Here is a 26,984-nt window from a genome sequence, read left to right on the forward strand (position 1 = left end):
CCGGGGAGTAACGTGGCCCACACCGCGCCACGTCGCGCGCCCGTCACCACCCCGCGTCAGGAGATCCCCCATGCCCGAGGCCGTCATCGTCGCCGCGTCCCGCACCCCGATCGGCCGCGCCGGGAAGGGCTCCCTCGCGGGCGTCCGTCCGGACGACCTCGCGGCCACCGCCGTCCAGGCCGCCCTGGACAAGGTCCCCGCGCTCGACCCGCACACGATCGACGACCTGCTGCTCGGCTGCGGTCTGCCCGGCGCCGAGTCCGGCCACAACATGGGCCGCGTCGTGGCGGTGCAGCTGGGCCTGGACGACGTGCCCGGCGCCACCGTGACCCGCTACTGCTCCTCCTCGGTGCAGACCACCCGCATGGCCCTGCACGCCATCAAGGCCGGCGAGGGCGACGTGTTCGTCTCCGCAGGTGTGGAGACCGTCTCGCGCTTCGCCCACGGCACCAGCGACGACCCGGCCACCTACAACCCGGCCTTCGCCGAGGCGCGGGCGCGCACGGAGGCGACCGCCGCGGGTGGCGTCGACTGGCACGACCCGCGGGAGGACGGTCTGCTCCCCGACGTCTATATCGCGATGGGGCAGACGGCGGAGAACGTGGCGCGGCTGCGCGGCCTGGACCGGCGCGAGCTCGACGAGTTCGGCGTCCGCAGCCAGAACCTGGCCGAGAAGGCCCTCGCCGACGGCTTCTGGGCCCGCGAGATCACCCCGGTCACGCTCCCCGACGGCACCGTCGTCTCCACCGACGACGGCCCCCGCGCCGGCGTCACCTACGAGGCGGTCAGCCAGCTCAAGCCCGTGTTCCGGCCCGACGGCGTGGTCACCGCCGGCAACTGCTGCGCGCTCAACGACGGCGCGGCCGCGGTCGTCGTCATGTCCGACACCCGTGCGGCCGAGCTCGGTCTGACCCCGCTGGCCAGGATCGTCTCCACCGGCGTCTCGGGCCTCTCCCCCGAGATCATGGGCCTCGGCCCGGTCGAGGCCACCCGGCAGGCCCTGCGGCACGCCGGCATGACCATCGACGACATCGACCTGGTCGAGATCAACGAGGCGTTCGCCGCGCAGGTGGTGCCCAGCTACCAGGACCTGGGCATCGACCTGGACCGGCTCAACGTCAACGGCGGGGCCATCGCCGTCGGCCACCCCTTCGGCATGACCGGCGCGCGGCTCCAGGCCACGATGCTCAACAGCCTCGACTGGCACGACAAGTCCACCGGCCTCATCACCATGTGCGTGGGCGGCGGCCAGGGCATGGCCCTCGTCCTGGAGCGGCTCTCCTGAGCGCAGGGCGGGGGACGACGGTGACGGAGGTCCTGCGCGCGTGCCCGGGCGCCGGAGCCCGACGGGACGCCCGTCGGACTAGGATCGCCCGGTGACCACCTCGGCAGAACCGCCCGCCCTGCGCCTGGTGCCGCGCCCCGAGACGCGCTGGCTGGACCACGGCCAGCAGCGCTCCTGGCGAGCCCTGATGCTCGGCATGCAGCTGCTGCTGGACCAGCTGGACGACGAGCTGCGCGAGCACGGCCTCTCCCTCCCGGAGTACGAGATCATGGTCCGTCTCTCGGAGTCCGACGGGCAGATGCGGATGGCGCGGCTGGCCGACGCCCTCGCGCACTCCCGCAGCCGGGTCACGCACACCATCTCCCGGATGGAGAAGTCCGGCCTCGTGCGCCGCACCACCTCCCCCGAGGACGGGCGCGGCATCGTGGCGGTGATGACCGACGAGGGATGGGAGCGTCTGCGCGCCGCGGCACCCACGCACGTCACCGGGGTGCGCGAGCACCTCGTGGACCTCGTCGACGCGGGCGACCTCGCTGCGGTGGGGCGGGTCTTCGACGCGGTCTCGGACGCGCTCATCCACGCCCACCCCGAGCGGGAGATCCGCCAGGAGTGCGACTGACGTCGCTCGCCCGTCCGGGCGAGCAGCACGAGGCCCCCGCAGGCGCTGCCTGCGGGGGCCTCGACCGTCCGGACGGTGACGGGCTGATCAGTCGCGGGTGAGGCGACGGTGGGTGACGCGGTGCGGGCGGGCCGCGTCGATGCCCAGGCGCTCGATCTTGTTCTCCTCGTAGGAGGCGAAGTTGCCCTCGAACCAGAACCAGGCGCCCTCGTCCTCCTCGGTGCCCTCCCAGGCGAGGATGTGGGTGGCGATGCGGTCGAGGAACCACCGGTCGTGGGAGGTCACGACGGCGCAGCCCGGGAAGTCGAGCAGCGCGTCCTCGAGGGAGGACAGGGTCTCGACGTCCAGGTCGTTGGTGGGCTCGTCGAGCAGGAGCACGTTGCCGCCCTGCTTCAGGGTCAGCGCGAGGTTCAGGCGGTTGCGCTCGCCACCGGAGAGCACGCCGGCCTTCTTCTGCTGGTCCGGGCCCTTGAAGCCGAACGAGGCCACGTAGGCGCGGCTGTTCATCTCGAAGTTGGCGACCTTGATGAAGTCCAGGCCGTCGGAGACGACCTCCCAGACGTTCTTGTCCGGGTCGATGCCGCCGCGGCTCTGGTCCACGTAGGACAGCTTCACGGTCTGACCGACGGTGAGGTCGCCCTCGTCGGGGGTCTCGTTGCCCGTGATCATGCGGAACAGCGTGGTCTTGCCGACGCCGTTGGGGCCGACGACGCCGACGATGCCGGCGCGGGGCAGCGTGAACGAGATGTCGTTCCAGAGCCGACGGCCCTCGAAGCCCTTGACCAGGCCCTTGGCCTCCAGCACCACGTCACCGAGCCGCGGGCCCGGCGGGATGTTGATGTCGGCGGTGTCGATCTTGCGGGCGCGGTCGGCCTCGGCCGCCATCTCCTCGTAGCGGGCCAGGCGGGACTTGGACTTGGTCTGGCGCGCCTTGGCGTTGGAGCGGACCCACTCCAGCTCCTTCTCGAGCATCTTGGCGCGCTTGGCGTCCTTCTGCCCCTCGATCTTGAGGCGCTCCTTCTTGGTCTCCAGGTAGGTGGAGTAGTTGCCCTCGTAGGGGTGCGCCTTGCCGCGGTCCAGCTCGAGGATCCACTCGGCGACGTTGTCCAGGAAGTACCGGTCGTGGGTGATGGCCAGGACGGCGCCCGGGTAGTTCTTCAGGTGGCCCTCGAGCCACTGCACCGACTCGGCGTCCAGGTGGTTGGTGGGCTCGTCGAGCAGCAGGAGGTCGGGCTGCTGGAGCAGCAGCTTGCACAGGGCCACGCGGCGGCGCTCACCACCGGAGAGGTTGTCCACGACCGCATCCGGCGGCGGGCAGCGCAGGGCGTCCATCGCCTGGTCCAGGCGGGAGTCGAGGTCCCACGCGTTGGCGTTGTCCAGGTCGGTCTGGAGGTCGCCCATCTCGGCCATGAGGGCGTCGAAGTCCGCGTCGGGCTCGCCCATGAGCTCACCGATCTCGTTGAACCGGTCCATCTTGGCCTTGATCTCGCCGACGGCCTCCTGGACGTTCTCCAGCACCGTCGCGCCCTCGGTCAGCGGGGGCTCCTGCTGGAGCATCCCGACCGTGGCCTCGGGGTCCCGGATCGCGTCACCGTTGTTGGCCTGGTCGAGGCCCGCCATGATCTTCAGCAGGCTCGACTTGCCGGTGCCGTTCGGGCCCACGACACCGATCTTCGCCCCGTGCAGGAACGAGAGGGTGACGTTGTCGAGCACCACCTTGTCGCCGTGGGCCTTCCGCACGTTGCGCAGGGTGAAGACATATTCCGCCATGGTCCCCGAGCCTAGTCGCTCCCCCCTCGGGACGCCGCAACGGCTCGGGGACCCCGGTCGCCCTCCGCTCAGCCGACGGGCTGAGGGACGCGCTCGGTGGCGGTGAAGGGGTCACGCTCGAGGTCCTCGACGTCCGGCCCCTCCAGGTCCGGGTCGGCGACGTCGTCCACCCCGTGCCGCGCCTGCGTGGCGGCGAGCGCCTCGTCCCTGGCCGAGGCCGCCCGGGAGAACACGGTGGTGCCCCAGGACAGGTCGTGGCCGACCACGGAGGCGTCGACCTCCATCGTGGTGGTCTCGGCGCCCGCGCTGGTGGTCCACGTGCTGGTGGTCAGCCGCCCGTGGACGATCACGGGGTCGCCGCTGCGCAGGGACGCGGCGCAGCGCTCGGCGAGCCCGCGCCAGGCGCTGACGGTGTACCACTGGGTCTCGCCGTCGCCCCACTCCCCCGTCCGTCGGTTCAGCCGGCGCGGGGTCACGGCGACGCGGAAGCTGGCGACGGGGGTCTCGCCGGCCTGGCGCAGGCTCACGCCGCTGCCCAGCCAGCCCTGCAGGGTCACGGTGGTGTCGTTGAGCATGGGGTCCTCCTCGGCCCTCTGGTCGGAGGCCGTGCGCCTCCGGGGTGCCACCAGCCTCGGCCGCACGGCCGAGCCGCGGGAGGGCCACCGCGGGAGCGGTGGAGAACGACGTCGCCCGGGCCCCCTGTGCACGACAGGTGGCCCGGGCGAGGGGTCGGAGGGAGCGCCTGCTCAGCCGCCGAGGACGGTGTCGACGCCGCTGCGGGTGCGGTGGTGAGCACCGAGCACCTCGGAGACCGGCTGGGCCACCAGCGTGGAGACGGTGTCGTGCACGACACCGCGCAGGTTCTCGTCGGCCTTGGCCGCCCGGGTGCGGGCGGTGCCGCCGACCAGGCCGCGACAGACCAGCCCCAGCAGCAGACCCAGGACCAGGGCACCGGCGAGCAGGACCAGCGGCACCGCGATGCCGAGCACCTGCGGGGTCTCGTCGAGGGTGCCCGAGGCGGCGGTCGCGACCGTCCAGCCCGCACCGCCGAGCGCAGCCAGCACCAGCAGCCACTGGAGGACGCCCACGACACCCGCCCAGACCGGCAGCCGGGTCGCGTTGAGGGTCACGCCGGCCAGGCCGGCGTCCAGGCTGTCACCGAGCTGGCCGAGGCGCTGCGTGGCCGCGTCGCGCACGGCGACCGACCAGCCCGGCCCCATCCCGGAGGAGACCTCGTCGACCAGGGCACGGACCTCGTGGTCGACGCGCGCCCGCTCGACGGCGGTCGTCTCGGGGGCGGCGCTGGAGGAGCCGCGCAGCTGCTTGCCGGCGGCGCCCAGGTCGAGCTCGAGCTTCTTGGCCGGGTCGGGCCGCAGCCGCGAGACCCAGCTGACCAGCGGCCAGCCGGTCGAGCGGGTGGCCCGCACCCGGGCGGCACGCTCCACGCCCTCGACGATCGTGGGCACGCCGGCGGCCTCGGCCACGGCCTCCTCGAGCGCCTGGACGCGGGCCGGCGGCAGCTCGCGGGACGGGGCGGTGCCGGTCGCCTCGCGCAGGCGGGTGGCCGCGGCGGCGATGTCGGCCTCGTAGCGCACGACGGTGGACTTCTTGTCCGCGACGCGACGCTCGATCTCGGCTCGCAGCGCGTCGAGACCCTGGCCGTGCCGGGCGCTCACGGGGATGACCGGGACGTCGGGCAGACCGTCGTCCGCGAGGAGGCGGCGGACGTCGGCGACCATCGACTCGCGGCGCTCCTCGGGCACGGTGTCGATGTGGTTCAGCGCCACGACCATGACCTCGGCGTGGGTGCGCAGCGGGGCCAGGTAGCGGTCGTGGATCGCGGCGTCGGCGTACTTCTGCGGGTCGAGCACCCACACGAACATGTCCGAGAGCGCCACGAGACGGTCGACCTCGAGGTGGTGGCTGACCTCGGTGGAGTCGTGGTCGGGCAGGTCGAGCAGCACGACGCCCTCGAGCGCGTGCGACTCGCGCCGCGTGTCGAGCATCGAGTCGCGGGTGGTCTGGTGCCGGGGCGGGATGCCGAGCCAGTCGAGCAGCTCGCCGGCACCCTCGGTGCCCCACACGCAGGCGGTGGCCCACGAGGTGGTCGGACGGCGGACGCCGACCGCGGACAGCTCCAGGCCGGTGAGGGCGTTGAAGGTCGAGGACTTGCCGGAGCCGGTGGCTCCCGCGATGGCGACGACCGTGTGGCCGGCCGACAGGCGCAGCCTCCCGGCGGCGCGCTCGCAGACCTCCAGCGCGGAGTCGACGACCTCGTCGTCGACCACCCCGCGCGCGGCCTCGGCGGCCTCGGTGAGCGCCTCGATGCGCCCACCGATGTCGGTACCCCGGGTCAGCAGCTGCTTGGCCCCCTCGAGCAAGGACGTCATCTTCTCCCACTCACGTGACTGGACTTCGCTGTGCGACACCCTAGGGGGTCGCCGTGCCGATCGTGCCCTCCCCCGTCCGGGACGGGCTCAGGGCTGGTTTGCCGCGAACCGCAGGTCGTCGACGCGCCGGACGGCCTCCCGCACGGCGACGGCCGCCTCGGGCGCCACGGAGACCGCGTCCACCAGGGCGGTGTAGCGGGCCTCCTCGGCGGCGAACAGGTCACCGACCCGGTCGTCGAGCAGCTGGCGGGCCCGGGTGGCGAGGCCGCGGACGGCCTGGTCGCCGAAGACCGCCTCGAGCAGCTTCTGCCCGAGCGCGGCCGACCCGCCGGCGATGCCTGCCTCCACGCCGGTGACGCCGGCGGTCTGGGAGAACACCACGACCATCAGCGCGACGCCGAGGCCGTTGACGCCCAGGGCGAGGAACTTGGCCGTGGTGCGCCGGTCGGCGCCCTCGGCGCGGACCAGCTCCAGCACGTCGGTCTGCCACTCGCGCACGGCCTGCTCGGCACGGCGTCGCAGGTCGCGGGAGGCCCGGGAGAGGTCGGCGTCCGCCGAGGACAGGAGCTCCTGCCCGGCGGGCTGCTGGCGCCACGCCTCGGCGGCCCGCTCGGCCGCCTCCTCGGCGTGCTCCAGCACGAGCAGCTCCAGGCCGGACTCGACGGCCACGACCACGCGGTCCGCCTGCTGCGGCTTGCCCTTGACGGCGCTGACCAGCCGGTCGCGCAGGCGCCCCACCCGGTCCTCCAGGGAGCGAAGCAGCTCGCCGGTGCCGACGAACTCCTGCCAGCGGGCGAGGACCTCGCCGCGCATCAGGGTGCCGTCGGCGGTCGCGCGGCGGGTGTCGGCGAGGGCGAGGTCGTAGGCGCGGCGGCTGGACTCGCGCAGCCCGGAGGCCACCTCGGCCTGCCGCACGACCGCGTCGGCCACGGGGTGGACGTGGTGGGCGATCGAGCGCACCGCCCCGTCCAGCGTCTGCTTGACCACGGCCGTGCGGGCCGCGGTGTCGTCGGCGAGGGACTCCAGCCAGCCGCGGATGTCGCCGACGTGCCCGGGCGGCAGCAGCCCGTCGGAGTCGACCGGCGCCTCGTGGACGACGAACAGCGGGCAGTCCTTGAGGCCCCGGCTGGACAGCATGCGGGCCAGGTGGGTGGAGACGGTCTGGACGGCCTCGGCGGCCGTGCGGTCCAGCACCACCGCGACGGCGGTGGAGCGGTCGGCGGCCTGGCGCAGGAACTGCCACGGCACGGCGTCGGCGTAGCGGGCCGAGGACGTGACGAAGAGCCACAGGTCCGCCGCCGCGAGCAGCTGGGCGGCGAGCTGGCGGTTGCGCTCCTCGACCGAGTCGACGTCCGGCGCGTCGAGGATCGCCAGGCCCTGCGGCACGGTCTCGGAGGCCACGAGCTGGAGCGAGTCGGGGTCGTCGGTGGCGTGCTCGACGCGCTTGAGGTCGGGCAGCAGACGGTCCTGGCCGAACCAGTGGGCGTCGTCGGGGTGGTGGACGAGGACGGGCGAGCGCGTCGTGGGCCGCAGCAGGCCCGGCGTGGTGACCCGCTTGCCGACGAGGCTGTTGACCAGCGTGGACTTGCCGGCGCCGGTGGAGCCGCCCACGACCGCCAGCATGGGCGAGTCGAGGGTCATCACCCGCGGGATCACGTAGTCCTCGAGCTGGTCGAGCATCTGCTGGCGCGAGGCGCGCAGCTCGTCCGTCCCGGGCAGGTCCAGGGGCAGGGCTGCCTCCTGGAGGGCGCCGCGCAGCCGCACGAGCGCCGTCAGCATCTGTGCGTCCTGGCCCCCCGGGTTCGCGGAGGCGTCGTCGAGCCTGGCTGTCATCGGGTCGGAACCACCTGTCCTGGGAACTGAACGGACGGTCGCACGGCGCCGATCCGTGCGACGTAGGCGCCCCCGCGGGAGGCGAAGTCTGCCGGCGCGGTGCCGCGCAGGTAGCGATGATGCAGGAAGCCGAGCTCGATGGCCGCCTGCTGGTAGGCGCGCATGCGGTCCTCGGCCTCCTTGCCGCCGGTCTCGCGGGCGTAGCGGCGTGCCAGCCGACGGGCGCGCAGGTCGACGACCCACCCGATGTCGGTGGCCGGCAGCAGCCCGCGGGCCGCGGCGTCGCCGAGCGCACGGCCGAGCATCTGCCGCTCGGAGGTGCGCGCCCAGAACGCGAGCGCACCCACCAGGAGCAGGGCGGGCGCCATGATCACCAGGTACACGACGGCGAAGCCGCCGAGCCCGGCGAGCGTCGAGGCGTTCCAGAGACCGTGGCAGAGCACGGCCAGCAGGTACCCCGCGACCGGCGCGACCAGTCGGACCACCCCGTGGCGCGAGGTCACCGCCAGGCCGACCCCGATGCCCGTGAAGGCGGTGAACAGGGGGTGGGCGAAGGGGCTGGCCAGGCAGCGCACCACGAACGTGGACGTGAGCGCGACCGTGCCACCGGGGCCCATCCCGTCCGTGCCGTCGTAGGCGGCGGCGAGGTAGAGGATGTTCTCGGTGAAGGCGAAGCCGGTGCCGACCATGCCGGCGTAGACCACGCCGTCGAGCAGCCCGTCCAGCTCCGCGCGGCGCCACCACAGCAGCGCCACGAGGAACGCGCCCTTGACCGCCTCCTCGGTCACCGGGGCGACCACGGCGAGGCTGCCGGCGTCCGTGACCGGGAGGAAGAGGCCGCCGATGCCCTGGAGCAGCAGCGCGGCGACGACCGCGACCGCCGCGCCCCAGCCGAGGCCGAGGAGCAGCAGCGAGCGCGGCTCGGGCTCGTAGCGGTCGAGCCAGAGGAAGACCATCACCACCGGCACCACGGGCAGCGCCGCCAGCACGGTGGCCAGCAGCACCGTGCCGGGGGCACCCGCCAGGGCCACGACCAGCAGCACCGGCAGGGCGCTCACGACCACGAGGATGCTCACGACCAGCGTGAACACCCTTCCGTCGTGACGCAGGCGGGGCATGGCAGCACCCTATCGGGCACCGACCCCGGGGGTGCGCACCTGGTGAACTGCGAGGTCAGGCGTTGCGCCACAGGTGTCGGCCTTCCCGGTCACCCACGCGCCACCCGCGCGCCACCCGCGCAGCACCAGGCCGCCGCCCGGCCACCCGGCGGGGCCCACCGCCGGGACTACAGTGGCCGCCATGAGCGAGGAGAAGTCCGCCGAGTCCGCCGAGCCCCAGACCGAGTCGCACGACCCGGCGGTGCCCGAGGCCTACGCCTCCTTCATGCGCACCGGGTGGGGTGACCGCGACCTCGACCTGCCGCGCGCGGGCGTCGCCGCGTCCGCTGCCGCGCGCCGGACCGCGCTGGCCGAGGCGTTCCCCGGCGAGCGGCTCGTGCTGCCCGCGGGCACCTACAAGGTGCGGGCGAACGACACCGACTACCGGTTCCGCCCGGACACGGCCCACGCCTACTACTCCGGCAACCTCACCTCCGACGCCGTGCTCGTGGTCGAGGACGGCGACGCCGTGCTGTACGCCCGGCCCCGCTCCTCCCGTGAGACCGACGAGTTCTTCCGCGACCGCCAGTACGGCGAGCTGTGGGCCGGCCGCCGCCCGTCGCTGAAGGAGATCTCCGACTCCCTCGGCGTCGAGACCCGGCACATCGACTCCCTGGCCTCCGACCTGGCCGGCACCACCAAGACCCGCGTCCACCGTGGCGTGTCGTCCGCCGTGGACGGCCTGGTCACCGGCGACGAGCAGCGCGACGCCGAGCTGGCCCGCGTCGCCTCCGAGCAGCGCCTGGTCAAGGACGCCTGGGAGGTCGCCGAGCTCCAGGCCGCCTGCGACGCCACCACGCTGGGCTTCACCGACGTCGTGGCGGACTGGGAGAACGCCGTCCGCTACGGCGAGCGCTGGATCGAGGGCACCTTCTTCCGCCGTGCCCGCACCATGGGCAACGACATCGGCTACGACTCGATCGTCGGTGGCGGCCGGCACGCCACCACGCTGCACTGGATCGAGAACTCCGGCCCGATCACGCCGGGCGAGATGGTGCTGCTCGACATGGGCGTGGAGGGCACCAACCTCTACACCGCCGACGTCACCCGCACCATCCCGGTCGACGGCACCTACACCCCGCTCCAGCGCGAGCTCTACGAGCTCGTCCTGCAGGCCCAAGACGCCGGCATGGCCGCCGTGAAGCCTGGCGCCGCGTTCTCCGACGTGCACGCCGCGTCGATGCGGGTGCTGGCCCTCGGCCTGGAGGAGCGAGGCCTGCTGCCGGTCTCCGCCGAGGAGGCGCTGCTGCCCGACAGCCGGGTCTACGCCCGCTGGACCCTGCACGGCACCAGCCACATGCTCGGCATGGACGTGCACGACTGCGGCATGGCGGCACCCGAGTCCTACGCCCGCGGCACGCTGGCCGCCGGCATGGTCCTGACCGTGGAGCCGGGCCTGTACTTCCAGGAGGACGACCTGCTCGTCCCCGAGGAGCTGCGCGGCATCGGCATCCGGATCGAGGACGACGTCCTCGTCACCGAGTCGGGCCACCAGAACCTCTCCGCCGCCCTCCCCCGCGCCTCGGCCGACGTCGAGGCGTGGATGGCCGAGCACCGGCGCTGACGCGGGTGACGGGTCGACGGGCCGCCCCGCGCTCGGCGGGTCGGCGGCGCGCCGTCCACGAGGACGCCGGGGCCGGGGGTCACGGCCATGGGCACGGTCACGGGCACAGTCACGGGCACAGTCACGGGCACGTCGCGCCGCTCGAGCTGACGCGCGCGACGCGCGGGGTGCTGCTCGCCCTCATCGCGGTGGCCCTGCTGGCGGCGCTGGCCGGCACGGTGCGGCTGTGGCCGGAGTCCTCGGCGGTGGCCGCGGTCGACGACCTCGCCGGCTCGACCGCTCCCGGCACGACCTACGTCACCGGGCGCGTCGTGACCGTCCAGGGGCCGTGCGCCGACCAGAGCCAGGTCGGTGACGGCTGCGGCGCGCTGCGGGTGACGGTCGACGGCGAGTCCTCGCCGGTGGTGGTGCCGGCCGCCGCCGAGGTGCTGGGCTCGGGCCTCGCCTCCGGCGACGAGGTGGAGCTGCTGCGCACGCAGCCGCAGGGCGACGGCGGCGAGGCCACGTACGCCTACTACGCCACCGACCGCGACGCGGCCCTGCTCTGGCTGCTGGTGCTGTTCGTGGTGGTGGCCGTGGCCGTGGCCCGGCTGCGGGGGCTCATGGCGATCGTCGGCCTCACGGTGAGCGGCCTGGTGCTGTGGCAGTTCACGCTGCCGGCGCTCCTCACGGGCGAGAACGGCGTGGCGGTCGCCCTGTGCACGGCCACGCTCATCCTGGTCGTGGTGCTCTACACGACCCACGGCCTCTCCTGGCGCACCAGCACGGCCCTGCTCGGCACGCTGGCCGGCGTCCTGATGGTGCTCGGGCTGGGCGAGGCGTGGATGCGCCTGGCAGCCCTCACCGGCGTCTCGGACGAGTCGACGGCGCTGCTCGGCGCCTACGCCTCCGACCTCGACTACCGCGGGCTGCTGGCCTGCGCCCTGGTGATCGCCGGGCTGGGCATCCTCAACGACGTCACCATCACCCAGACCTCGGCGGTGTGGGAGCTGCGGGGCGCCGCCCCGGGCCTGCCCCGCACGGCGCTGTTCTCCCGGGGGATGCGGATCGGCCGCGACCACATCGCCTCCACGATCTACACGATCGTCTTCGCCTACGCCGGCGGTGCGCTGGCCGTGCTGATGCTGCTCTACCTCTACGACCGGCCGCTGCTCGACCTGGTCTCAACCGAGCAGCTGGCCGAGGAGATCGTCCGCACCCTCACGGGCGCGGTGGGCCTGATGCTGGCGGTGCCGGTCACCACCGCGCTGGCCGCGGTGCTCGCGGGGCCGCCGCGCGCCGCCGACTGACGGGCGCTCAGCGCCCCCGACGTCCGCCGCCGCCCCCGCCGAAGCCCCGCGAGCCGCCACCGCCGCCGAACCCGCGGGAGCCACCGCCACCGCCGAAGCCGCGCGAACCGCCACCGCCGCCGAAGCCGCGCGAGCCACCGCCCCCACCGAGGCCCGAGCCCCCGGAGCGGCCCCGACCCGAGCCGCCGAGGAACGAGGTGGACGAGGCCGACGCACGACGACGACGGGCTGCGTCGCGCTCGGAGCGCGCACGGGAGGCCGCGGCGTCGGCGTCGCGCCGCACCCGGGCGGCACCGTCGGCGATCGCGGCGAGGCTCGCGAGGCGGTGGACATCAGCGAGCTGCTGGGCCGCCAGCGCGGCGGCCTGCCGGGAGCCGGGCCCGACGTCGGCGCCCACCGTCTCGCGTCCGGCCCGCTCGACCGCCGCTCGGGCGGCGGCGAGCGCCTGCTGGGCGGCCGCGTGCTCGGCCACGACCGCGTCCACGCGCGCCCGCAGGCCCTCGATCTCACCGCCCAGGGCCACGGTCTCGGCCTCGACCTCCAGCAGCGCCGGACGCGGCAGTGCCAGCGCGGCCGTCAGCGCGCGTGCCCGGGCGAGCAGCGGACTCACCTGGGGCACCGGGGAGAGGTAGCCGACCGCCTCGGCGTGGCGGGCCACGTCCGACTCCAGCCGCGTGGCCGCCAGCCCGACCTGCTCGGCCCGGCCGGGCAGCTGCGCCACCAGCGAGGCCAGCCGCTCACGGCGCTGCGCCGGCAGGTCGCTGCGCTCCACCACGACCTCGACGTCCGCGCCGGCACCGTCCACGGCCTCCCGGGCCTGCGCGAACTGCTGGGTGTCCATCCCGGCGGCCTGCTCGGCCGCCGTCAGGCGCGCGTCCAGGCCGGCGCGGAGCGTGCGGGCAGCCCCGAGGGCCTCCCGGACGTCGGCGTGGCAGCTCTCCTCGTAGGTGCCGACGAGGTCGGCGAGCACCGTGTCGGCCATGGTCAGGCGTCGGTCCAGCTCGGGGAGCCGGTCGCGGACCCCGCCGAGGTCGGCCAGCACCCGGCCGCGGAAGGCGGGCAGGTCCTCCACCAGGGCCGTGTGCTCGGCGACCCGGGCCTCGGCGACGTCCAGCAGGGCAGCGGCGTCCCCGTGCCGGCGCTCGGCCGACGTCCGCTCCGCCTCCTCGGCGCCGGCGCGGGCACGCTCGCCTGCGTCGAGGCTGGTGGAGCAGAAGTACCCCTCGCCCCGGCGACGTGACACGAGCCGGTCGAGGTCGGCCGCGGCGTCGCGCAGCGCGCCGCAGCGGCCGGGGACCGCGGCACCGGCGGCCTCGTAGCCGTCGATCAGCAGGCCGACCCGCTCGAAGCCGGCACGGGCCGCGACGAGCTGCTCGGTGGCGCCCAGCACCGTCGCGGTCTCGGCGCGCGCCTCGTCGGTGCCCAGGCGCGCGACGCGGGCGCTGGTGAGCCGCTCGCCGACGTCCAGCCAGGTCCGCTCGCCGACCTCCCCCAGCCGCTCGGCCTCGGCGTGCCCCGCGCGCACCGCGGTGAGGGCCACGTCGTCGACCCCGGGGAGCGCCGCGACCCGCGCGTGCTCCAGCTCCGAGCCCTCCTCCACGGCCAGCCACGCCGCGGCCAGCCCGTCGAGGGCGGTGGTGAGGTCGCGGCGGGCCGCGGCCCGCTGACGACGGCGGCGCAGCAGCGCCAGGCCGCCCCAGAGCCCGACGACGAGCACCACCAGCACGACGGCGGCCAGCAGCCCCCACGGCGTGCCCGCCGGCCCCGCCCCGTCCGAGGTGCCCCTGACGTCGCGCGCGCCCACCCCGCCGCCGGAGACCCCGGAGCCCGAGCCCGAGCCGGCACCCGAGCCGGAGCCCGTGCTCGCACCGGCCCGCGACCACCGCCTGTCGAACGCCTCGAGCGCGCCCACCATCCCGGCCGTCCAGGCGCCGGCGGTGAACCGGCCGGCCATGTCGTCGACGACCGCCTCGTAGCTGCGGTCGAAGGTGCTGGTGGCGGCACCGTCGAAGTACGCGCCGACGCGCTCGTCCCGGGTGGCGACGGCCAGCACCAGCAGCGAGCGCCCGCCCCCGCGGCGCCAGCCCCACTCGTCGCAGGTCGCGCGGAGGTCGGCGACGGCCGCGTCGAGGCCGCCGGTGCCGGGGACGCGGCGGGTGGCGAGCACCTTCACGGTGAAGCCGGCGCGCTCGAGCGGGCGGGCAGCCCGCTGCACCCGGGCGACGTCGAGGACGCCGGCGGGGTCGTTGACCACGTCCGTGCTGCACAGGTCGACGCCCTCGACGGTGCCGCTCGCGGACGCCGGCGCGACGACCGCTCCCGACAGCAGGATGGCCAGACCGACCAGGAGCGCGGGGAGCAGGGAGGTCGGGGCTCGGCGCACGGGCACCTCCGGTGAGGCGGCCGAGGACCGGCCGGGTGGGGCGGACCGCCCTGACGCTACCGCCCGGGGCGGCCACCGGGGGCGCATCCGTGCACCCGGCACACCTCGGGGCGTGCCGGATCGTGGTGCTGTCCCGATCGTGTCGGCAGCAGCAGGCACGGGTATTCTCCGGCCAGGCCGTGCCACGCGTCGCGACGCTGTCGGCCTCCCGCCTCCGTAGCTCAGCTGGATAGAGCAGCGGCCTTCTAATCCGCCGGTCGCAGGTTCGAATCCTGCCGGGGGCGCGCGGTGATCCCCAGGAGGGGCGAGGCCCGGTGGACCGACGGTCCACCGGGCTTCCTGCTGCGTGGGCGGGCCCGGCCGCGGGGCACCGGGCGGGCCTACTCCGCCTCGCGCTCCTGCTCGGGCCCGAGGCCGTGGGCCAGCCCCCAGAGCACGGCCTGGGCCCGCGAGTGCACGCCCATCTTCTTGTAGGCCGTGCGCACGTAGGTCTTCACCGAGTTGATCGACAGGTAGCAGGCCCGGGCGATCTCGATGTTCGCCATCCCGCGGGTGACCAGTGCGATCACCTCGGCCTCGCGGGCCGACAGCCCGTGCTCCTGGGCGGGCCAGGCCGGCTGCCCGACACGCGCCTCGTCCTCGTCGTGCGGCGTGGCCACGTCGACGTGGTCGGGCACGACCATGTCGGCAGCCTCCGGCTGCTCGGGCCCGAGGAGCCGCACGGAGTCACCGGCCGCGACCTTCTCGATGGCGGCCACCAGGTCCTCGGCGCTGACCCGCTTGCTCACGAAGCCGTGGGCACCGGAGTCGAAGGCGTCGTCGGCCGCCTCCGCGTGGTCGTTCCAGGAGTAGACGAGCACCAGCCCGGCCGAGGCGACGACGTCGGGCAGCGAGAGACCCTCGCCCTGCACCTGGGCGAACGTGTCGAAGAGCGCCACGTCGACCGGACGGACCACCTCGACCCCGGCGTCCAGCTCGCGCACCACCACGCGGTCGGAGAACGGCTCGAGCAGCGTCGACAGGCCGGCCACGACCACCTGGTAGTCGTTGACGAGCGCGACCGACAGGGGCCGGTCGTCGCCGTGCGGCACACGGGCGTCGCTGGGTGAACTCATGGCGGCAGCCTATTTCACCCAGCGGGAGGATGCTCCACCATGGACGGGGGTTTACGTTCGGTCCCCCGGATCGACAGGCTCCCCCCGACACTCCTGACGACGAGAACCCACGACCAGCTCGGTCGGCCCGCCCTGGGGCCGTCCGCCCGGGCACAGCGAAGGGAACCACTCCGTGCACGAGACCTGGCAGCAGCACCCCGCCTGGGGACGTGGCCCTGCTCTCGACCTGACCAACCGGGGTCGCACCTGCGACCGGCTCGTCGTCGTCTCCGCGCACCCCGACGACGAGAGCCTGGGCGTGGGCGGGCTCATCGCCACCGCCCACCGCGCCGGCATGTCGGTCTACCTGGTGCTCCTCACCGCAGGCGAGTCGTCCCACCCGCCGCGCGAGGACATGAGCCGCCACTCCCTGGCCACCCTGCGGCTCGGCGAGCTCGACGCCGCCGTGGAGCAGCTGGCCCCGGGCGCGCCCGTCGTCTTCCTCGGCGCCCCCGACACCGGCGTCACCACGGTGGAACGCGAGGTCGTCACCGCGCTCACCGAGATCGTCGGCGACGGCACCCGCACCCTGCTGGTCGCGCCCTGGCGGCACGACGGCCACCCCGACCACGACGCCGCCGGGCGCGCCGCCGCGGAGGTCGCCAGGGTCACCGGTGCCCGGCTGGTGGAGTACCCCCTGCTCATGTGGCGCCACCACTCCCCCGACGAGGCGCCCTGGGAGGACATGGCCGTCCTCACCCTCGACGAGGAGGTGCTCGCCGCCAAGCACGACGCGATCCGTGCCCACGCCTCGCAGGTGCGCCCCAAGGACGTCGGAGGAGACGCCGAGCCCAGCATCGGGCCGGCCAGCCTGGCGCTGTTCGAGGCCGCCGTCGAGCACGTGGTCGTGCTCCCCGAGCCGGTGCTCGAGAACGGCGAGGACGAGGCGGGCGAACCCGCCCTCGAGGCGGTCTGAGGCCACCCCGTCGGCTCAGTCGGCTGTGGGACCCGCGTAGTCGTCGATCTCCGCGAGCACCCGCGCACGCACGTCGTCCGGCGCGAACGAGGCGTCGACCGCGGCACGCGCGAGGTCGGCCAGCCCCGCCTCGTCCAGGCCGAGGAGGTCGGCGGCCACCAGGTACTCCTGGTTGAGCGTGGTGTTGAACATCGGCGGGTCGTCGGAGTTGATCGTCACCCGCACGCCGGCGTCCACGAAGGTCTTCAGCGGGTGGGCCGCCAGGTCGGTGACCGCCCGGGTGGCGACGTTGCTGGAGGGGCAGACCTCCAGCGGCACGCCCGTGGCGGCGAGGTGGGCGAGCAGCTCCGGGTCCTGCGCGGACGAGGTGCCGTGCCCGATCCGCTCGGCGCCGAGGTCGCGCAGGGCGTGCCAGACGGTCTCGGGGCCGGTGGTCTCACCGGCGTGCGGGACGCTGTGCAGCCCCTCGTTGAGCGCCTGGGTGAAGTGCCGGGCGAACTGGGGACGCGGCACGCCGATCTCGGGGCCGCCCAGACCGAAGCCGACGAGGGCGTCGACCCGGTGGTCCATGGCCATCGCGAGGGTCGCGTCGGCGGCCCGGACCCCGGCCTCGCCGGGCACGTCGTAGATCCAGCGCAGCACGACGCCGAGGTCGCGTTCCGCGGCGACCCGGGCGTCCTCGATGGCCTCGGTGTAGGCCTGGGCCGACATGCCCTCGCCCGGCCGGTAGGGCAGCACGCTGGTGTACGGCGTGCACGTCAGCTCCGCGTAGCGCACCTGCTGCGCCGCGAGCCCGCGCGCGACCTCGTAGGTCAGGAAGCGGACGTCCTCGGGGGTGCGCACCAGCGCCACCACCGCGAGGTAGACGTCGATGAAGTGTGCGAAGTCGCGGAACTCGAAGAAGGACCGGAGCTCGTCGAGGTCCGTGGGCACGGTGCCCGGGTGGCGGGCCGCGAGCCCGGCCACGATCTCGGGCGAGGCCGAGCCGACGTGGTGCACGTGCAGCTCGGCCTTCGGCAGGCCGGCCACGAACCCCGCGAGCGGGTGGGCGGCCAGCGCCGGGTCCAGGAGGCCGAGGGCCGCAGGCGTGGTGGGGCGGGACGGCGTGGTGCCGTCGTGGGGGGTCGCGGTGCTCATCGGGGCATGCTCTCACCCGCCGCCCCCTCCGGAACGGTGACGGGCCGCCGTCCACCTCGCACGAGGGGACGACGGCCCGCGGCCGTGGCGTCACGCGACGCCGGGGGTGGCTCACTCCTGGACGGTGTCCAGGACCGTCTGCACGATCTGGTCGGCGGTGCCGGAGACCTGCTCGCCGTCCAGCAGGACGGTGGGGGTGCCCGAGACGCCGGCGTCGGTGGCGGCCGTGGTGGCCTCCTCGACCCAGTCGGTCATCGTCTGGTCGAGGATGCCGTCGCTGACGGTGGCCTCGTCGGCGCCTGCCTCGACGGCCCAGTCCAGCAGCTGCTGGTTGTCCGGGAACTCCTCCGCGGACTCCGAGGGCTGGTTCTCGTAGAGGATGTCGTGGAACTTCTTCGCCACGGTCGCGCCCTCCTCGGTCAGCACCACCGCGAACGCGGACGTGGCCCGCTCGGAGTAGTCGCTGATGCCGGAGAGCAGGTTGAACGGGCGGTACTCGATCTGCACCTGGCCGGCGTTGGCGGCCTCGGTGAAGTCGTCGCGCGAGGCTGCCTCGAGCTGGCCGCAGTAGGGGCAGAGGAAGTCCTCGTAGACCACGACCTCGTGGGGGGCGTCGGCGTCACCGATGGTGACGCCGTACTCGCCCTCGCCGGCGCCGGCGGCGGCGATCTCGCCGGCCTGGCCGGCGTTGCGCAGGTAGATGTAGACCCCACCGGCGATGAGCACCACGACGAGGCCCACGACCACGGCGGTCACGAGGTTGCGGCGCTTCTCGGCCTTCTGCTGGGCCGCCAGGGCGGCGGCAGCGCGGGCCGCGCGCTCGTTGGTGTTCTGCTTCTTGGCCATCTGTTCGGGTTCAGCCTTCCTCGGGCTCGGAGCGACGACAGCGGTCGGAGCGAAGCGTACGGGGTCGCACCGAACGGGTGAGCCGGGGTGCGGCTCAGCCCCGATGCCCCCGTGAGCCGCCGAACAGCACCGGGTGCAGCGACAGCCGCGTCCGCGGGCGAGCCACCAGCCACACGGAGGCCAGCAGCAGGCCGGCGTCCCGGACGATCTCCCAGAAGTAGCTGCTGCCGGGGTCGGCCACCTGGCCGCCGCCGCCGAAGCAGCCGCAGTCGATCGTCAGGCCCCGGGCCCAGGCCTGGCCGATGGCCGCGACGAACACCACCAGGAGCACGGCGGAGACGACCGCGGCCGGGCGCGTGGCCAGCCCGAGCAGCAGCAGGAGCCCGACCACCAGCTCGATGCCGGGCAGCAACGCCCCCAGGGTCGGCACCACGGCCTCGGGCAGCACCTCGTAGGCCCGGACGGCCCGGACCGACTGCTGCGGGTCGGGCAGCTTCAGCAGGGACGCCACCACCCAGACGCCACCCACCACGAGTCGCGCCGCCAGGCCCACCCAGGGACCCACCCCGGGGCCCGGCCACGAGACCGACCCGTCGGACCGCGGCGCCGGCCCCTCGGCGTGGTGGGCGCTGTCGGGGGCACGGTGCACGAGGCTCACCCGGTCACGGTAGGCAGCACGGAGCTCGACGTGGAGGGCTGCGCCGCTCCCGGTGACCTTCGGCCCGACGGTCGTGGGCCGTCGTCCTGCCCGGGCGTGGGCCGTCGTCCTGGCCGGGCGATGAGCGCCGGGGCGCAGGCCGTGGGTAGGGTCCAGGACATGAGCGACAGACTCGTGTGGATCGACTGCGAGATGACCGGGCTCGACCTGACGGCGGACGCTCTCATCGAGGTCGCCGCGCTCGTGACCGACTTCGACCTCAACGTGCTGGGCGACGGCGTGGACATCATCATCAAGCCGCCGGCCGCCGCGCTGGAGCAGATGGTGCCGTTCGTGCGCGACATGCACGAGAAGTCCGGCCTGCTCGAGGAGCTCGACGCGGGCGTCACGATGGCCGAGGCGGAGAAGCAGGTCATGGACTACCTCCGTGAGCACTGCGCCGACGGGTCCCGGCCGCCGTTGGCCGGCAACACCGTGGCCACCGACCACGCGTTCCTCTCCCGCGACATGCACGAGCTCGACGCCTTCCTGCACTACCGGATCGTCGACGTCTCCTCGATCAAGGAGCTCTCGCGACGCTGGTACCCGCGGGCCTACTACGCCTCGCCCAGCAAGAAGGGCAACCACCGCGCCCTGGCCGACATCCAGGAGTCGATCGAGGAGCTGCGGTACTACCGCGAGGCCGTCTTCGTCCCGCAGCCCGGCCCGGACTCGGAGACCGCCAAGGACATCGCGGCCCGCCACGGCGGCTCGCTCACGGGTCTCCAGGGCGACCACGGCGCCTGAGGAGGCACCGCCTCACGGCCCCCGCACGGGCCACGCGGCCCCGCTCCGGGGCACCGGGACGCCGATTCGTCGCCGTCCGGCCCGCTCCCCTAGTATCTACCTCGGCCTGGTCACCGGGCCCATGGTGGGCGTAGCTCAGCTGGTAGAGCATCGCGTTGTGGTCGCGAGGGTCGCGGGTTCAAGTCCCGTCGCTCACCCCATGCGCACGAGGGCCCCGATCGAGCAGATCGGGGCCCTCGCTGCGTCCGGAGGCCCTGCTCCGGCACTTCTGAACCGGACCGGTCCGTCTTGTCGGAATCCTGACGATTCCTCGCTCGTGGCTAGCACCGCGCGGCCCACAGTGAAGCCATGGCAAACGTTTACGAGACCCTCCGCACCGCGACCGTCGTCCCCCTCCGTCACGCGACCTCGGCGACCGAGCGCGCCCGTTCGGCCGAGCGCGCCCGCAGCGCCGTCGTCGACCTCCTGGCCGAGGCCCGACGACGTCACGTCCTCGCCGAGGAGCGGCGCAACGCCGATCTGGCCTACGCCCTCACGCTCTCCTCGACCCGGGGCCTGGGCAGCGCTTCCTGACAGCCCCACCCCGTCCCCACGTCCCCTCACCCCCCCACTCACCGACCCCGCACCTCCACGGGACACGCGAAGGGCCCCCGACCTCCTGCCGGCGAGCAGGAGGACGGGGGCCCTTCGTCCGTGAGCGGTGACAGCGCCTCGGTGGCTGAGTCGGATGGGGGTCAGGCGACCTCGCCCAGCGCCTGGCGCAGCTGCACGAGCAGCTTCTGCAGGAGACGGGAGACCTGGACCTGGGACATGCCGAGCTGCTCGGCGATCTCGCGCTGCGAGAGCTCGTCGGCGAACCGCAGGCGCAGCACGTCGCGCTCGCGGGTGCCGAGGGTCTTGAGCAGCGGCGCCAGGAGCAGGCGAGCCTCGCACTGCTCGGCGGACCGGTCGTCCGGCACCGCGACGTCGCGCGGCGCGGAGTCCTCGGTGACGGGCGCGTCGATGGAGAGCAGCGAGTAGAAGGAGCGAGCGGCGAGCGCCTCGCGCACGGTGTCGACGGACTCCTCGACCTCGGCGGCGAGGCCGGCGACGCCCTGCTCGTCCAGCTTCTCGAAGGAGGCCTGGGCCCGCAGGATGCGGGAGTGCGCACGCTGCACGTCGCGCGGCGGCCGGATCGTCCAGCCGTGGTCACGGAAGTGGCGGCGGATCTCGCCGGTGATCGAGGGCACCGCGTACGCCAGGAGGTCGCGGCCCTGCTCGGGCTCGAAGGAGCGGACGACCCGCACCAGCGCGAGGTAGGCGACCTGGGTGAGGTCCTCGATCGGGACGCCCTTGCGGGCGTAGCGGCGGGCGACGGCCTCGGCCACCCGCATGTTCAGCTCCACCACGCGGTCGAGCATCTGCTGACGCTCGGCGTCGGAGCCGGCCGCGGCGGCCTGCTCGAGGAGGTGCTGGGTGAAGGCGGCGCGGTCGGCGTCGCTGAGGCGACGGGCACGCGTGGCGTCGAGGTCGATGACCTCGGCACCCGCGTGTGCCACGACCTCGGTGCGGGGGCTGGTGCTGGGCACCGACTCCGGCGCGGAAGAGGCGGTCATGCTCACGGCTGGCTCCTGGTCGTACGGGGTGGGTCACGCTGTCAGGAGGCTTATTGACCGTCGACAAACCTTCTACACCTCTCTCACCCCTTTGGGGCGCTCAGGTCTGGACCGGGCCGGCCACGCCGACGCAGGCTTGGCGGCGGCCATTTATCTGACTAAGGTCAGAGATATGCAGGACGACGTCGCCACCCTCCGCCGCTTCAACCTCGCCTGGTCCCAGCGCACCGGCGTGCTCGAGCACTCCTTCCTCGGCCTGGGCCGCCCGCTGGCCGCCTCGCGCCTGCTGCTCGAGGTCGGCTCCTCCCCCGACGGCGCGAGCGTGCTCGAGCTGCGCACCCGCCTCGGCCTCGACTCCGGCTACCTCTCCCGGCTGCTGCGCCGCCTCGAGCGCGAGGGCCTCGTGCTCACCGAGCCCGACCCCGCGGACCAGCGCCGCCGGGTCGCCTCCCTGACCGAGGACGGGCACCGCGAGCTGCGCGAGATCGACCGACGCTCGGACGCACTCGCCTCCTCCCTGCTCATGCCCCTGGCCGAGAGCCAGCGCGCGCGGCTCGCCGAGGCGCTGCGCACCGCCGAGCTGCTGGTGCGGGCCGCGACCCTCGAGATCGGCGAGCACCCGCACGACGACCCGCGCGTGCTCGCCGCCGTCGGCCGCTACGTGGACGAGGTGGCCGACCGGTTCTCCGACCTCGACGGGGGCTTCAACAGCCCCGGCGCGCTGGTGGACCCCGGCGGCCGCTACCTGCTGGCGCTCAGCGACGGCGTCGTGGTCGGGGTCGGCGGCATCCGCCCCACCCCGATGCCGGACGGCTCCGTGGCCGCCGAGGTCAAGCGCATGTGGGTGGACCCGAGCTGGCGCGGCAGCGGCCTGGGCCGCCGGCTCCTCGAGGCGCTGGAGCAGCTGGCCGCGAGCGACGGCCACCCCGCCGTCGTCCTGGACACCAACCGGGTGCTCGGCGAGGCGGTCTCCCTCTACACGCGCACCGGGTACGTGGAGGTGCCTCGCTACAACGACAACCCCCACGCCGACGCCTGGTTCCGCAAGGCCCTCTCCCCCGCGGCGGGCTGAGCACGGGTTACGTTGACGGGCGTGAGCACCGTTGCCGCGTCCCGTGACCGCTACGACGTCGTGGTCGTCGGAGGCGGCCACAACGGCCTGACCTCCGCCGCCCTCCTGGCCCGGGCGGGCCTGTCGGTGCTGGTGCTGGAGCGGCTCGGCCGCACCGGCGGTGCCGCGGTCTCGGCCCCGGCGTTCACCGGGCACGACGTGCGGCTCTCCCGCTACTCCTACCTGGTCTCCCTCATGCCCGAGGCGCTGATGGCGGACCTCGACCTGGCCGTCGACCTGCGCTCGCGGCGCACCGCGTCGTTCACGCCGACCCTGCGGGGCGGCGTGCCCAGCGGGCTGCACGTGCACCGCCCGGAGGACGAGCGCACCGCCGCGTCCTTCGCCGCGCTGACCGGCGGCACCGAGGAGTACGCGGCCTGGCAGTCCTTCTACGGCGACGTCGAGCGGTTCGCCGCCGGGCTCGCCCCGACGTTCCTCCGGCCGCTGCCGAGCGAGGCGGACGCGGCGGCGTTGGCGGACCCGCAGATCTGGACCGACCTCGTGCAGCGGCCGCTCGGCGAGGCCGTCGAGCGCCGCTTCACCGACGACACCGTGCGCGGGGTCGTCGGCACCGACGCGCTGATCGGCACCTTCGCCTCCCTGCACGACCCGTCGCTGGCCCAGAACCGCTGCTTCCTCTACCACCTGGTCGGCAACGGCACGGGCGAGTGGCGCGTGCCCGTCGGCGGCATGGGCGCGGTCACCGACGCGCTGCTGCGAGCCGCGACCGGCGCCGGGGCGGAGGTGCTCACCGGCGCCGGCGTCAGCGCCGTGCGTCCGGGTGCCGACGAGGTCGAGGTCGCGTGGGACGACGAGGCCGGGCACCACGCCGTGCGCGCCGGCCACCTGCTCTCGGGCGTCGCCCCCTGGGTGCTGCGCATCCTGCTGGGCGAGGAGGCGGACGAGGCGACCAAGCCCGCCGGCTCGCAGCTGAAGATCAACCTGCTGCTGGAGCGTCTGCCGCGGCTGCGCTCGGGCGCCGACCCCCGCGAGGCGTTCGCCGGCACCCTGCACATCGCCGAGGACCACTCCCAGATCGAGCGTGCCTACCACCAGGCGGCCGAGGGCGTCCTGCCCGACGTGCTGCCGGGCGAGGTCTACTGCCACTCGCTCACCGACCCCTCCATCCTCGGCTCGGCGCCCGAGGGCTGGCACACGATGACCTACTTCGGGCTCCACACCCCGGCCGCCCTCTTCGCCGACCCCGCCACGCGCGCCGAGCGCAAGGACGAGGCGGTGCGGCGCGCGATCGCCGCCCTGGACGAGCACCTTGAGGAGCCGCTGCTGTCCTGCGTGGCCACGGACGCCGACGGCCGCCCCTGCGTCGAGGCCAAGGTCCCGCAGGACGTCGAGGCCGACCTCGCCATGCCGGGCGGCCACATCTTCCACGGCGACCTGGAGTGGCCGTGGGCCCCGGGGCGGGCTCTGCTCGACACCCCGGCGCGACGCTGGGGCGTGCAGACCGACCACGAGCGCGTGCTGCTGTGCGGCTCCGGCGCCCGTCGCGGCGGGGCCGTCTCGGGCATCGGCGGCCACAACGCGGCACAGGCCGTGCTGGAAGCGCGCTGACCTGGCCTTTCACCCGGACGACCCGGACGGGTGGCTCGCGATTTTCGCGGTCCGGTCATCCGCTGGTAATGTTCTTCTCGTTGCAGCGCGGGGCGCAAGCCCAGCAAGGCAACGGGCGCCATTAGCTCAATTGGCAGAGCAGCTGACTCTTAATCAGCGGGTTCGCGGTTCGAGTCCGTGATGGCGTACAGAACGAAGGGCCAGGACGATCGTCCTGGCCCTTCGGCGTTTTTCCGTGGTGCCCGTGCTCCTGGAGCGACCTGCTGCTGGTCGACCGGCTCAGTCGCGCTGCGGCAGGTGGTCCCGGCTCCAGTCGGTGAGGGCGGCCAGCGCGGGGGCGAGCCCCTCCCCCGCCTCGGTCAGCGCGTAGGTGACGCGGGTGGGCGGCCCGGGGTCGACCGTCCGGCTGACCAGTCCCGCCTCGGTGAGGCCGGCGAGCCGGTCGCTCAGCACGGAGTCGCTGATCCGCAGCGCCCGCCGCAGGTCGCTGAACCCGGCCGGCCCGTCGCTGAGCACCCCGAGCAGGAGGCCGTTCCACCGCTTGCCGAGGAAGGTCATGGCCCGGGCGAGCGCCCCGTCGCACGCGCGCGGGTCGTGTGCCGTCGTGGGCACGCGGGGCGCGGTCATGCCCGTCATCCTAGCCAGGGACGCCGGCCCGGGAATGTTACTTCGCAAATCGAAGTTACTCGTCTCGACCTAGCCACATCGCAGGAAGAAGCACGCCCCATGACCAGCACGACCGACCTCCGCCCCCTCGACGCCCCCGGGCGCGAGCTGCTCTTCACCGAGGCCCGCACCTCCAACACCTGGTCCGACACCCCCGTCACCGACGCCCAGCTGCACGAGATCTGGGACCTCGCCCGGTGGGCACCCAGCGCCGCCAACGGCCAGCCGCTGCGGGTCACCTTCGTCCGTGACACCGCGGGCAAGGAGCGGCTCCTGCCGCACGTGGCCGAGGGCAACCAGGCCAAGGTCAGCGCCGCCCCGGTCACCGCGATCCTCGCCTTCGACCCCGAGTTCCACGAGCACTTCCCCACCACCTTCCCGGCGCGGGGCGAGATGATGCGGGAGAACTTCGCCGGGGACGCCGGCATGCGCGCCGGGGTCGCGGACTACAACGCCGCCCTGCAGACCGGCGTCCTGCTGCTCGCCGTCCGCTCCGCCGGCCTCGCCGCCGGTCCGATGGCCGGCTTCGACCGCGCCGGTGTCGACGCTGCGTTCCACGCCGAGAACGGCTGGCGCAGCCAGCTGCTGGTCAACATCGGGCACCCGGGCCAGGACCCGTGGTTCCCGCGGCTGCCCCGCCTGGCCGACGAGACGGTGCTGGCCTGGGCCTGAGCCCGCGAGGTCCGCGCGTGCCGGGTGAGCCCCGCCCGCCCAGCACGCGCGAGCGTGGACCCATGGAGATCGAGCAGGCCCTGACCGCCGCGCGCGGCACCCACCAGTCCGTGCTGACCACGCTGCGGCGCAGCAACGGCCGCCCGCAGATCTCCAACGTGGTGCACGCCGTCGACGAGCACGGCACCGTGCGCGTCTCGATCACCGCCGACCGGGCGAAGTACGCCAACCTGCGGCACACCCCGTGGGCGGCGCTGCACGTCTCGGGCGGCTCGTTCTGGGCCTACGCCGTGCTGGAGTGCGAGGCCTCGCTCTCGGAGGTGGTGGCCGCCCCCGACGACGCAGCCGCCGAGGAGTCGGTGGCCCTGTACCGCGCCATCGCCGGCGAGCACGAGGACTGGGACGAGTACCGTGCCGCCCTCGTCACCGACCGTCGCCTCGTCGTCCGGCTGACGCCCGTGCACGCCTACGGCCAGCTGGGCTGAGGCGGAACACACGGCCGCCCGACGCGGTTGGGGCGGGCGTGACCCACCACCACGGAGAGTTCAAGGTCCCGCAGGGCAAGCTGGTCGTCGTCGACCTGGAGGTCACCGACGAGGTGATCACCGAGGCCGTCGTCTCCGGCGACTTCTTCCTCGAGCCCGACGAGGCCCTCGGCGCCATGTCGGACGCCCTGCTCGGCCGGCCGGTCGACGTGCCGCTGGGCACCCTGGCGAGCGCCGTCGAGGAGGCCGCCGGCGACGCGGTGCTGGTCGGCTTCGACGCCCGCTCCCTCGGCATGGCCGTCCTGCGCGCCCTGGGCCGGAGCACGGCCTGGCACGACCACGACTTCACGCTGCTGGAGGCCGGGCCGCTGCACCCGCCGGCCCAGATGGCGCTGGACGAGGTGCTGCTGCGCCAGGTCGCCTCCGGCGAGCGCGGCCCGACCCTGCGCGTGTGGGAGTGGGCCTCCAACGCCGTCATCATCGGCTCGTTCCAGTCGCTCTCGAACGAGGTCGACCTCGAGGCCGCCGCCCGGCACGACGCCACGGTCGTGCGCCGGGTCTCCGGCGGCGGGGCGATGTTCGTGGAGCCGGGCAACACCATCACGTACTCGCTCTACGTGCCCGACACCCTGGTCGCGGGCCTCAGCTTCCTCGACTCCTACGCCTTCCTGGACGCCTGGGTCGTCCGCGCGCTGCGCGGCCTGGGCGTCGAGGCGTCCTACGTGCCGGTCAACGACATCGTCTCGCCCGCCGGCAAGATCGGCGGTGCGGCGCAGAAGCGGGCGTCGGGCGCCGTGCTGCACCACGTGACCATGAGCTACGACATGGACGCCGACGCGATGATGGACATCCTGCGCATCGGCCGCGAGAAGCTCTCCGACAAGGGGCACACCTCCTCGGGCAAGCGCGTCGACCCGATCCGCAGCCAGACCGGCCTCACGCGGGAGAAGGTCGTCGAGGCGATGCTCGACCACTTCGAGCAGTCCTACGGCCTGGGCCGCGAGGCCCTGGACGACGGCACGCGCGCCGCGTCCGAGGCGCTGGCAGCCGAGAAGTACGTCGGTGGGGAGTGGCTCGCCCGCGTCCCGTGACCGACGCG

At 74.2% G+C, this 26,984-nt stretch carries 24 protein-coding genes and 3 tRNA genes; 15 read left to right on the plus strand and 12 right to left on the minus strand.

The window, feature by feature from the left end; translation table 11 throughout:
- Nucleotides 1–70 precede the first annotated feature (70 nt).
- Together M8316_RS09090 and M8316_RS09095 are read left to right on the plus strand one after the other, a co-directional pair.
- Complete coding sequence (locus tag M8316_RS09090) at nt 71–1,285, plus strand: acetyl-CoA C-acetyltransferase (RefSeq protein WP_250053920.1); 1,215 nt, start codon at nt 71–73, stop codon at nt 1,283–1,285.
- A gap of 91 nt (nt 1,286–1,376) precedes the next feature.
- Nucleotides 1,377–1,904, plus strand: a complete 528-nt coding sequence (locus M8316_RS09095; protein WP_308195983.1) for a MarR family winged helix-turn-helix transcriptional regulator — start codon at nt 1,377–1,379, stop codon at nt 1,902–1,904.
- Nucleotides 1,905–1,991: 87 nt separating this feature from the next.
- Here M8316_RS09095 and ettA read toward each other — a convergent pair whose 3' ends face one another.
- From ettA to M8316_RS09120, 5 genes are all read right to left on the minus strand, one after another.
- Entirely contained in the window at nt 1,992–3,674 is a 1,683-nt protein-coding gene (ettA, locus tag M8316_RS09100) for an energy-dependent translational throttle protein EttA (protein ID WP_250053922.1), read from the minus strand.
- A gap of 68 nt (nt 3,675–3,742) precedes the next feature.
- Nucleotides 3,743–4,249, minus strand: coding sequence for a single-stranded DNA-binding protein (locus M8316_RS09105; protein WP_250053924.1), 507 nt, complete (start codon nt 4,247–4,249; stop codon nt 3,743–3,745).
- 171 nt (nt 4,250–4,420) lie between these two features.
- Nucleotides 4,421–6,064, minus strand: a complete 1,644-nt coding sequence (locus M8316_RS09110; RefSeq protein WP_250053926.1) for a GTPase — start codon at nt 6,062–6,064, stop codon at nt 4,421–4,423.
- 87 nt (nt 6,065–6,151) lie between these two features.
- Nucleotides 6,152–7,897: a dynamin family protein gene (locus M8316_RS09115; protein ID WP_250053928.1), complete on the minus strand. Its 1,746-nt coding sequence runs from the start codon at nt 7,895–7,897 to the stop codon at nt 6,152–6,154.
- Nucleotides 7,894–9,015 (minus strand): PrsW family intramembrane metalloprotease, encoded by a 1,122-nt coding sequence (locus tag M8316_RS09120; RefSeq protein ID WP_250053930.1) that lies wholly within the window; start codon nt 9,013–9,015, stop codon nt 7,894–7,896. Before M8316_RS09120 ends, M8316_RS09115 begins: the two co-directional genes overlap by 4 nt.
- A gap of 181 nt (nt 9,016–9,196) precedes the next feature.
- On the opposite strand from M8316_RS09120, the gene M8316_RS09125 reads away from it, so the two are divergent.
- The gene (locus M8316_RS09125; RefSeq protein ID WP_250053932.1) at nt 9,197–10,618 is read left to right on the plus strand and encodes an aminopeptidase P family protein; all 1,422 of its coding nucleotides are present in this window, start codon (nt 9,197–9,199) and stop codon (nt 10,616–10,618) included.
- 167 nt (nt 10,619–10,785) lie between these two features.
- The gene (locus M8316_RS09130; protein ID WP_250053934.1) at nt 10,786–11,907 is read left to right on the plus strand and encodes a YibE/F family protein; all 1,122 of its coding nucleotides are present in this window, start codon (nt 10,786–10,788) and stop codon (nt 11,905–11,907) included.
- A 7-nt stretch (nt 11,908–11,914) separates the two neighbouring features.
- On the opposite strand, the gene M8316_RS09135 is transcribed toward M8316_RS09130, so the two are convergent.
- Nucleotides 11,915–14,290, minus strand: coding sequence for a TPM domain-containing protein (locus M8316_RS09135; protein WP_250053936.1), 2,376 nt, complete (start codon nt 14,288–14,290; stop codon nt 11,915–11,917).
- 210 nt (nt 14,291–14,500) lie between these two features.
- Here M8316_RS09135 and M8316_RS09140 point away from each other — a divergent pair.
- A tRNA-Arg gene (locus M8316_RS09140) sits at nt 14,501–14,574 on the plus strand.
- A 96-nt stretch (nt 14,575–14,670) separates the two neighbouring features.
- On the opposite strand, the gene M8316_RS09145 is transcribed toward M8316_RS09140, so the two are convergent.
- Nucleotides 14,671–15,405: a helix-turn-helix transcriptional regulator gene (locus tag M8316_RS09145; protein WP_250053938.1), complete on the minus strand. Its 735-nt coding sequence runs from the start codon at nt 15,403–15,405 to the stop codon at nt 14,671–14,673.
- Between the two features lie 172 nt (nt 15,406–15,577).
- On the opposite strand from M8316_RS09145, the gene M8316_RS09150 reads away from it, so the two are divergent.
- A complete protein-coding gene (locus tag M8316_RS09150; RefSeq protein WP_250053940.1) occupies nt 15,578–16,360 on the plus strand; it encodes a PIG-L deacetylase family protein in 783 nt (260 codons plus the stop codon).
- 15 nt (nt 16,361–16,375) lie between these two features.
- On the opposite strand, the gene M8316_RS09155 is transcribed toward M8316_RS09150, so the two are convergent.
- From M8316_RS09155 to M8316_RS09165, 3 genes are all read right to left on the minus strand, one after another.
- Nucleotides 16,376–17,497 (minus strand): adenosine deaminase, encoded by a 1,122-nt coding sequence (locus M8316_RS09155; RefSeq protein WP_250053942.1) that lies wholly within the window; start codon nt 17,495–17,497, stop codon nt 16,376–16,378.
- Between the two features lie 111 nt (nt 17,498–17,608).
- Nucleotides 17,609–18,343, minus strand: a complete 735-nt coding sequence (locus M8316_RS09160; protein WP_250053944.1) for a DsbA family protein — start codon at nt 18,341–18,343, stop codon at nt 17,609–17,611.
- 94 nt (nt 18,344–18,437) lie between these two features.
- A complete protein-coding gene (locus M8316_RS09165) occupies nt 18,438–19,001 on the minus strand; it encodes a MauE/DoxX family redox-associated membrane protein (protein WP_250053946.1) in 564 nt (187 codons plus the stop codon).
- Between the two features lie 159 nt (nt 19,002–19,160).
- Here M8316_RS09165 and orn point away from each other — a divergent pair, with 159 nt between their 5' ends.
- The 3 genes from orn to M8316_RS09180 all read left to right on the plus strand — a co-directional run bounded on the left by orn (nt 19,161) and on the right by M8316_RS09180 (nt 20,360).
- Nucleotides 19,161–19,787, plus strand: coding sequence for an oligoribonuclease (orn, locus tag M8316_RS09170; protein WP_250053948.1), 627 nt, complete (start codon nt 19,161–19,163; stop codon nt 19,785–19,787).
- Between the two features lie 124 nt (nt 19,788–19,911).
- A tRNA-His gene (locus M8316_RS09175) sits at nt 19,912–19,987 on the plus strand.
- A 148-nt stretch (nt 19,988–20,135) separates the two neighbouring features.
- On the plus strand, nt 20,136–20,360 hold the full coding sequence (locus M8316_RS09180) for a hypothetical protein (RefSeq protein WP_250053950.1): 225 nt from the start codon (nt 20,136–20,138) through the stop codon (nt 20,358–20,360).
- Between the two features lie 161 nt (nt 20,361–20,521).
- Here the strand turns inward: M8316_RS09180 and M8316_RS09185 are convergent, their stop codons facing one another.
- Entirely contained in the window at nt 20,522–21,382 is an 861-nt protein-coding gene (locus M8316_RS09185; protein ID WP_250053993.1) for a sigma-70 family RNA polymerase sigma factor, read from the minus strand.
- A gap of 172 nt (nt 21,383–21,554) precedes the next feature.
- On the opposite strand from M8316_RS09185, the gene M8316_RS09190 reads away from it, so the two are divergent.
- The 3 genes from M8316_RS09190 to M8316_RS09200 all read left to right on the plus strand — a co-directional run bounded on the left by M8316_RS09190 (nt 21,555) and on the right by M8316_RS09200 (nt 24,250).
- Nucleotides 21,555–22,454, plus strand: a complete 900-nt coding sequence (locus tag M8316_RS09190) for a bifunctional helix-turn-helix transcriptional regulator/GNAT family N-acetyltransferase (protein WP_250053952.1) — start codon at nt 21,555–21,557, stop codon at nt 22,452–22,454.
- A 21-nt stretch (nt 22,455–22,475) separates the two neighbouring features.
- On the plus strand, nt 22,476–24,062 hold the full coding sequence (locus M8316_RS09195) for a phytoene desaturase family protein (RefSeq protein ID WP_250053954.1): 1,587 nt from the start codon (nt 22,476–22,478) through the stop codon (nt 24,060–24,062).
- Between the two features lie 115 nt (nt 24,063–24,177).
- A tRNA-Lys gene (locus tag M8316_RS09200) sits at nt 24,178–24,250 on the plus strand.
- Nucleotides 24,251–24,341: 91 nt separating this feature from the next.
- Here the strand turns inward: M8316_RS09200 and M8316_RS09205 are convergent.
- On the minus strand, nt 24,342–24,689 hold the full coding sequence (locus M8316_RS09205; protein ID WP_250053956.1) for a winged helix-turn-helix transcriptional regulator: 348 nt from the start codon (nt 24,687–24,689) through the stop codon (nt 24,342–24,344).
- Between the two features lie 99 nt (nt 24,690–24,788).
- On the opposite strand from M8316_RS09205, the gene M8316_RS09210 reads away from it, so the two are divergent.
- The 3 genes from M8316_RS09210 to lplB all read left to right on the plus strand — a co-directional run bounded on the left by M8316_RS09210 (nt 24,789) and on the right by lplB (nt 26,976).
- Nucleotides 24,789–25,400, plus strand: a complete 612-nt coding sequence (locus M8316_RS09210) for a malonic semialdehyde reductase (RefSeq protein WP_250053957.1) — start codon at nt 24,789–24,791, stop codon at nt 25,398–25,400.
- A gap of 62 nt (nt 25,401–25,462) precedes the next feature.
- Nucleotides 25,463–25,885 (plus strand): PPOX class F420-dependent oxidoreductase, encoded by a 423-nt coding sequence (locus M8316_RS09215; RefSeq protein ID WP_250053959.1) that lies wholly within the window; start codon nt 25,463–25,465, stop codon nt 25,883–25,885.
- Nucleotides 25,886–25,923: 38 nt separating this feature from the next.
- On the plus strand, nt 25,924–26,976 hold the full coding sequence (lplB, locus tag M8316_RS09220; RefSeq protein ID WP_250053961.1) for a lipoate-protein ligase small subunit: 1,053 nt from the start codon (nt 25,924–25,926) through the stop codon (nt 26,974–26,976).
- Nucleotides 26,977–26,984: the final 8 nt, after the last annotated feature.

It is taken from the genome of Nocardioides bruguierae (assembly GCF_023554635.1).
Lineage (GTDB): Bacteria > Actinomycetota > Actinomycetes > Propionibacteriales > Nocardioidaceae > Nocardioides > Nocardioides bruguierae.

Excerpts from the sequence above, each read along its gene's own strand:
- M8316_RS09090 (WP_250053920.1), top strand. The coding sequence starts at position 71 with ATGCCCGAGGCCGTCATCGTCGCCGCGTCCCGCACCCCGATCGGCCGC.
- ettA (WP_250053922.1), bottom strand. The coding sequence starts at position 3,674 with ATGGCGGAATATGTCTTCACCCTGCGCAACGTGCGGAAGGCCCACGGC.
- M8316_RS09105 (WP_250053924.1), bottom strand. The coding sequence starts at position 4,249 with ATGCTCAACGACACCACCGTGACCCTGCAGGGCTGGCTGGGCAGCGGC.
- M8316_RS09110 (WP_250053926.1), bottom strand. The coding sequence starts at position 6,064 with ATGACGTCCTTGCTCGAGGGGGCCAAGCAGCTGCTGACCCGGGGTACC.
- M8316_RS09115 (WP_250053928.1), bottom strand. The coding sequence starts at position 7,897 with ATGACAGCCAGGCTCGACGACGCCTCCGCGAACCCGGGGGGCCAGGAC.
- M8316_RS09120 (WP_250053930.1), bottom strand. The coding sequence starts at position 9,015 with ATGCCCCGCCTGCGTCACGACGGAAGGGTGTTCACGCTGGTCGTGAGC.
- M8316_RS09125 (WP_250053932.1), top strand. The coding sequence starts at position 9,197 with ATGAGCGAGGAGAAGTCCGCCGAGTCCGCCGAGCCCCAGACCGAGTCG.
- M8316_RS09145 (WP_250053938.1), bottom strand. The coding sequence starts at position 15,405 with ATGAGTTCACCCAGCGACGCCCGTGTGCCGCACGGCGACGACCGGCCC.
- M8316_RS09155 (WP_250053942.1), bottom strand. The coding sequence starts at position 17,497 with ATGAGCACCGCGACCCCCCACGACGGCACCACGCCGTCCCGCCCCACC.
- M8316_RS09160 (WP_250053944.1), bottom strand. The coding sequence starts at position 18,343 with ATGGCCAAGAAGCAGAACACCAACGAGCGCGCGGCCCGCGCTGCCGCC.
- orn (WP_250053948.1), top strand. The coding sequence starts at position 19,161 with ATGAGCGACAGACTCGTGTGGATCGACTGCGAGATGACCGGGCTCGAC.
- M8316_RS09180 (WP_250053950.1), top strand. The coding sequence starts at position 20,136 with ATGGCAAACGTTTACGAGACCCTCCGCACCGCGACCGTCGTCCCCCTC.
- M8316_RS09185 (WP_250053993.1), bottom strand. The coding sequence starts at position 21,382 with ATGACCGCCTCTTCCGCGCCGGAGTCGGTGCCCAGCACCAGCCCCCGC.
- M8316_RS09190 (WP_250053952.1), top strand. The coding sequence starts at position 21,555 with ATGCAGGACGACGTCGCCACCCTCCGCCGCTTCAACCTCGCCTGGTCC.
- M8316_RS09205 (WP_250053956.1), bottom strand. The coding sequence starts at position 24,689 with ATGACCGCGCCCCGCGTGCCCACGACGGCACACGACCCGCGCGCGTGC.
- M8316_RS09210 (WP_250053957.1), top strand. The coding sequence starts at position 24,789 with ATGACCAGCACGACCGACCTCCGCCCCCTCGACGCCCCCGGGCGCGAG.
- M8316_RS09215 (WP_250053959.1), top strand. The coding sequence starts at position 25,463 with ATGGAGATCGAGCAGGCCCTGACCGCCGCGCGCGGCACCCACCAGTCC.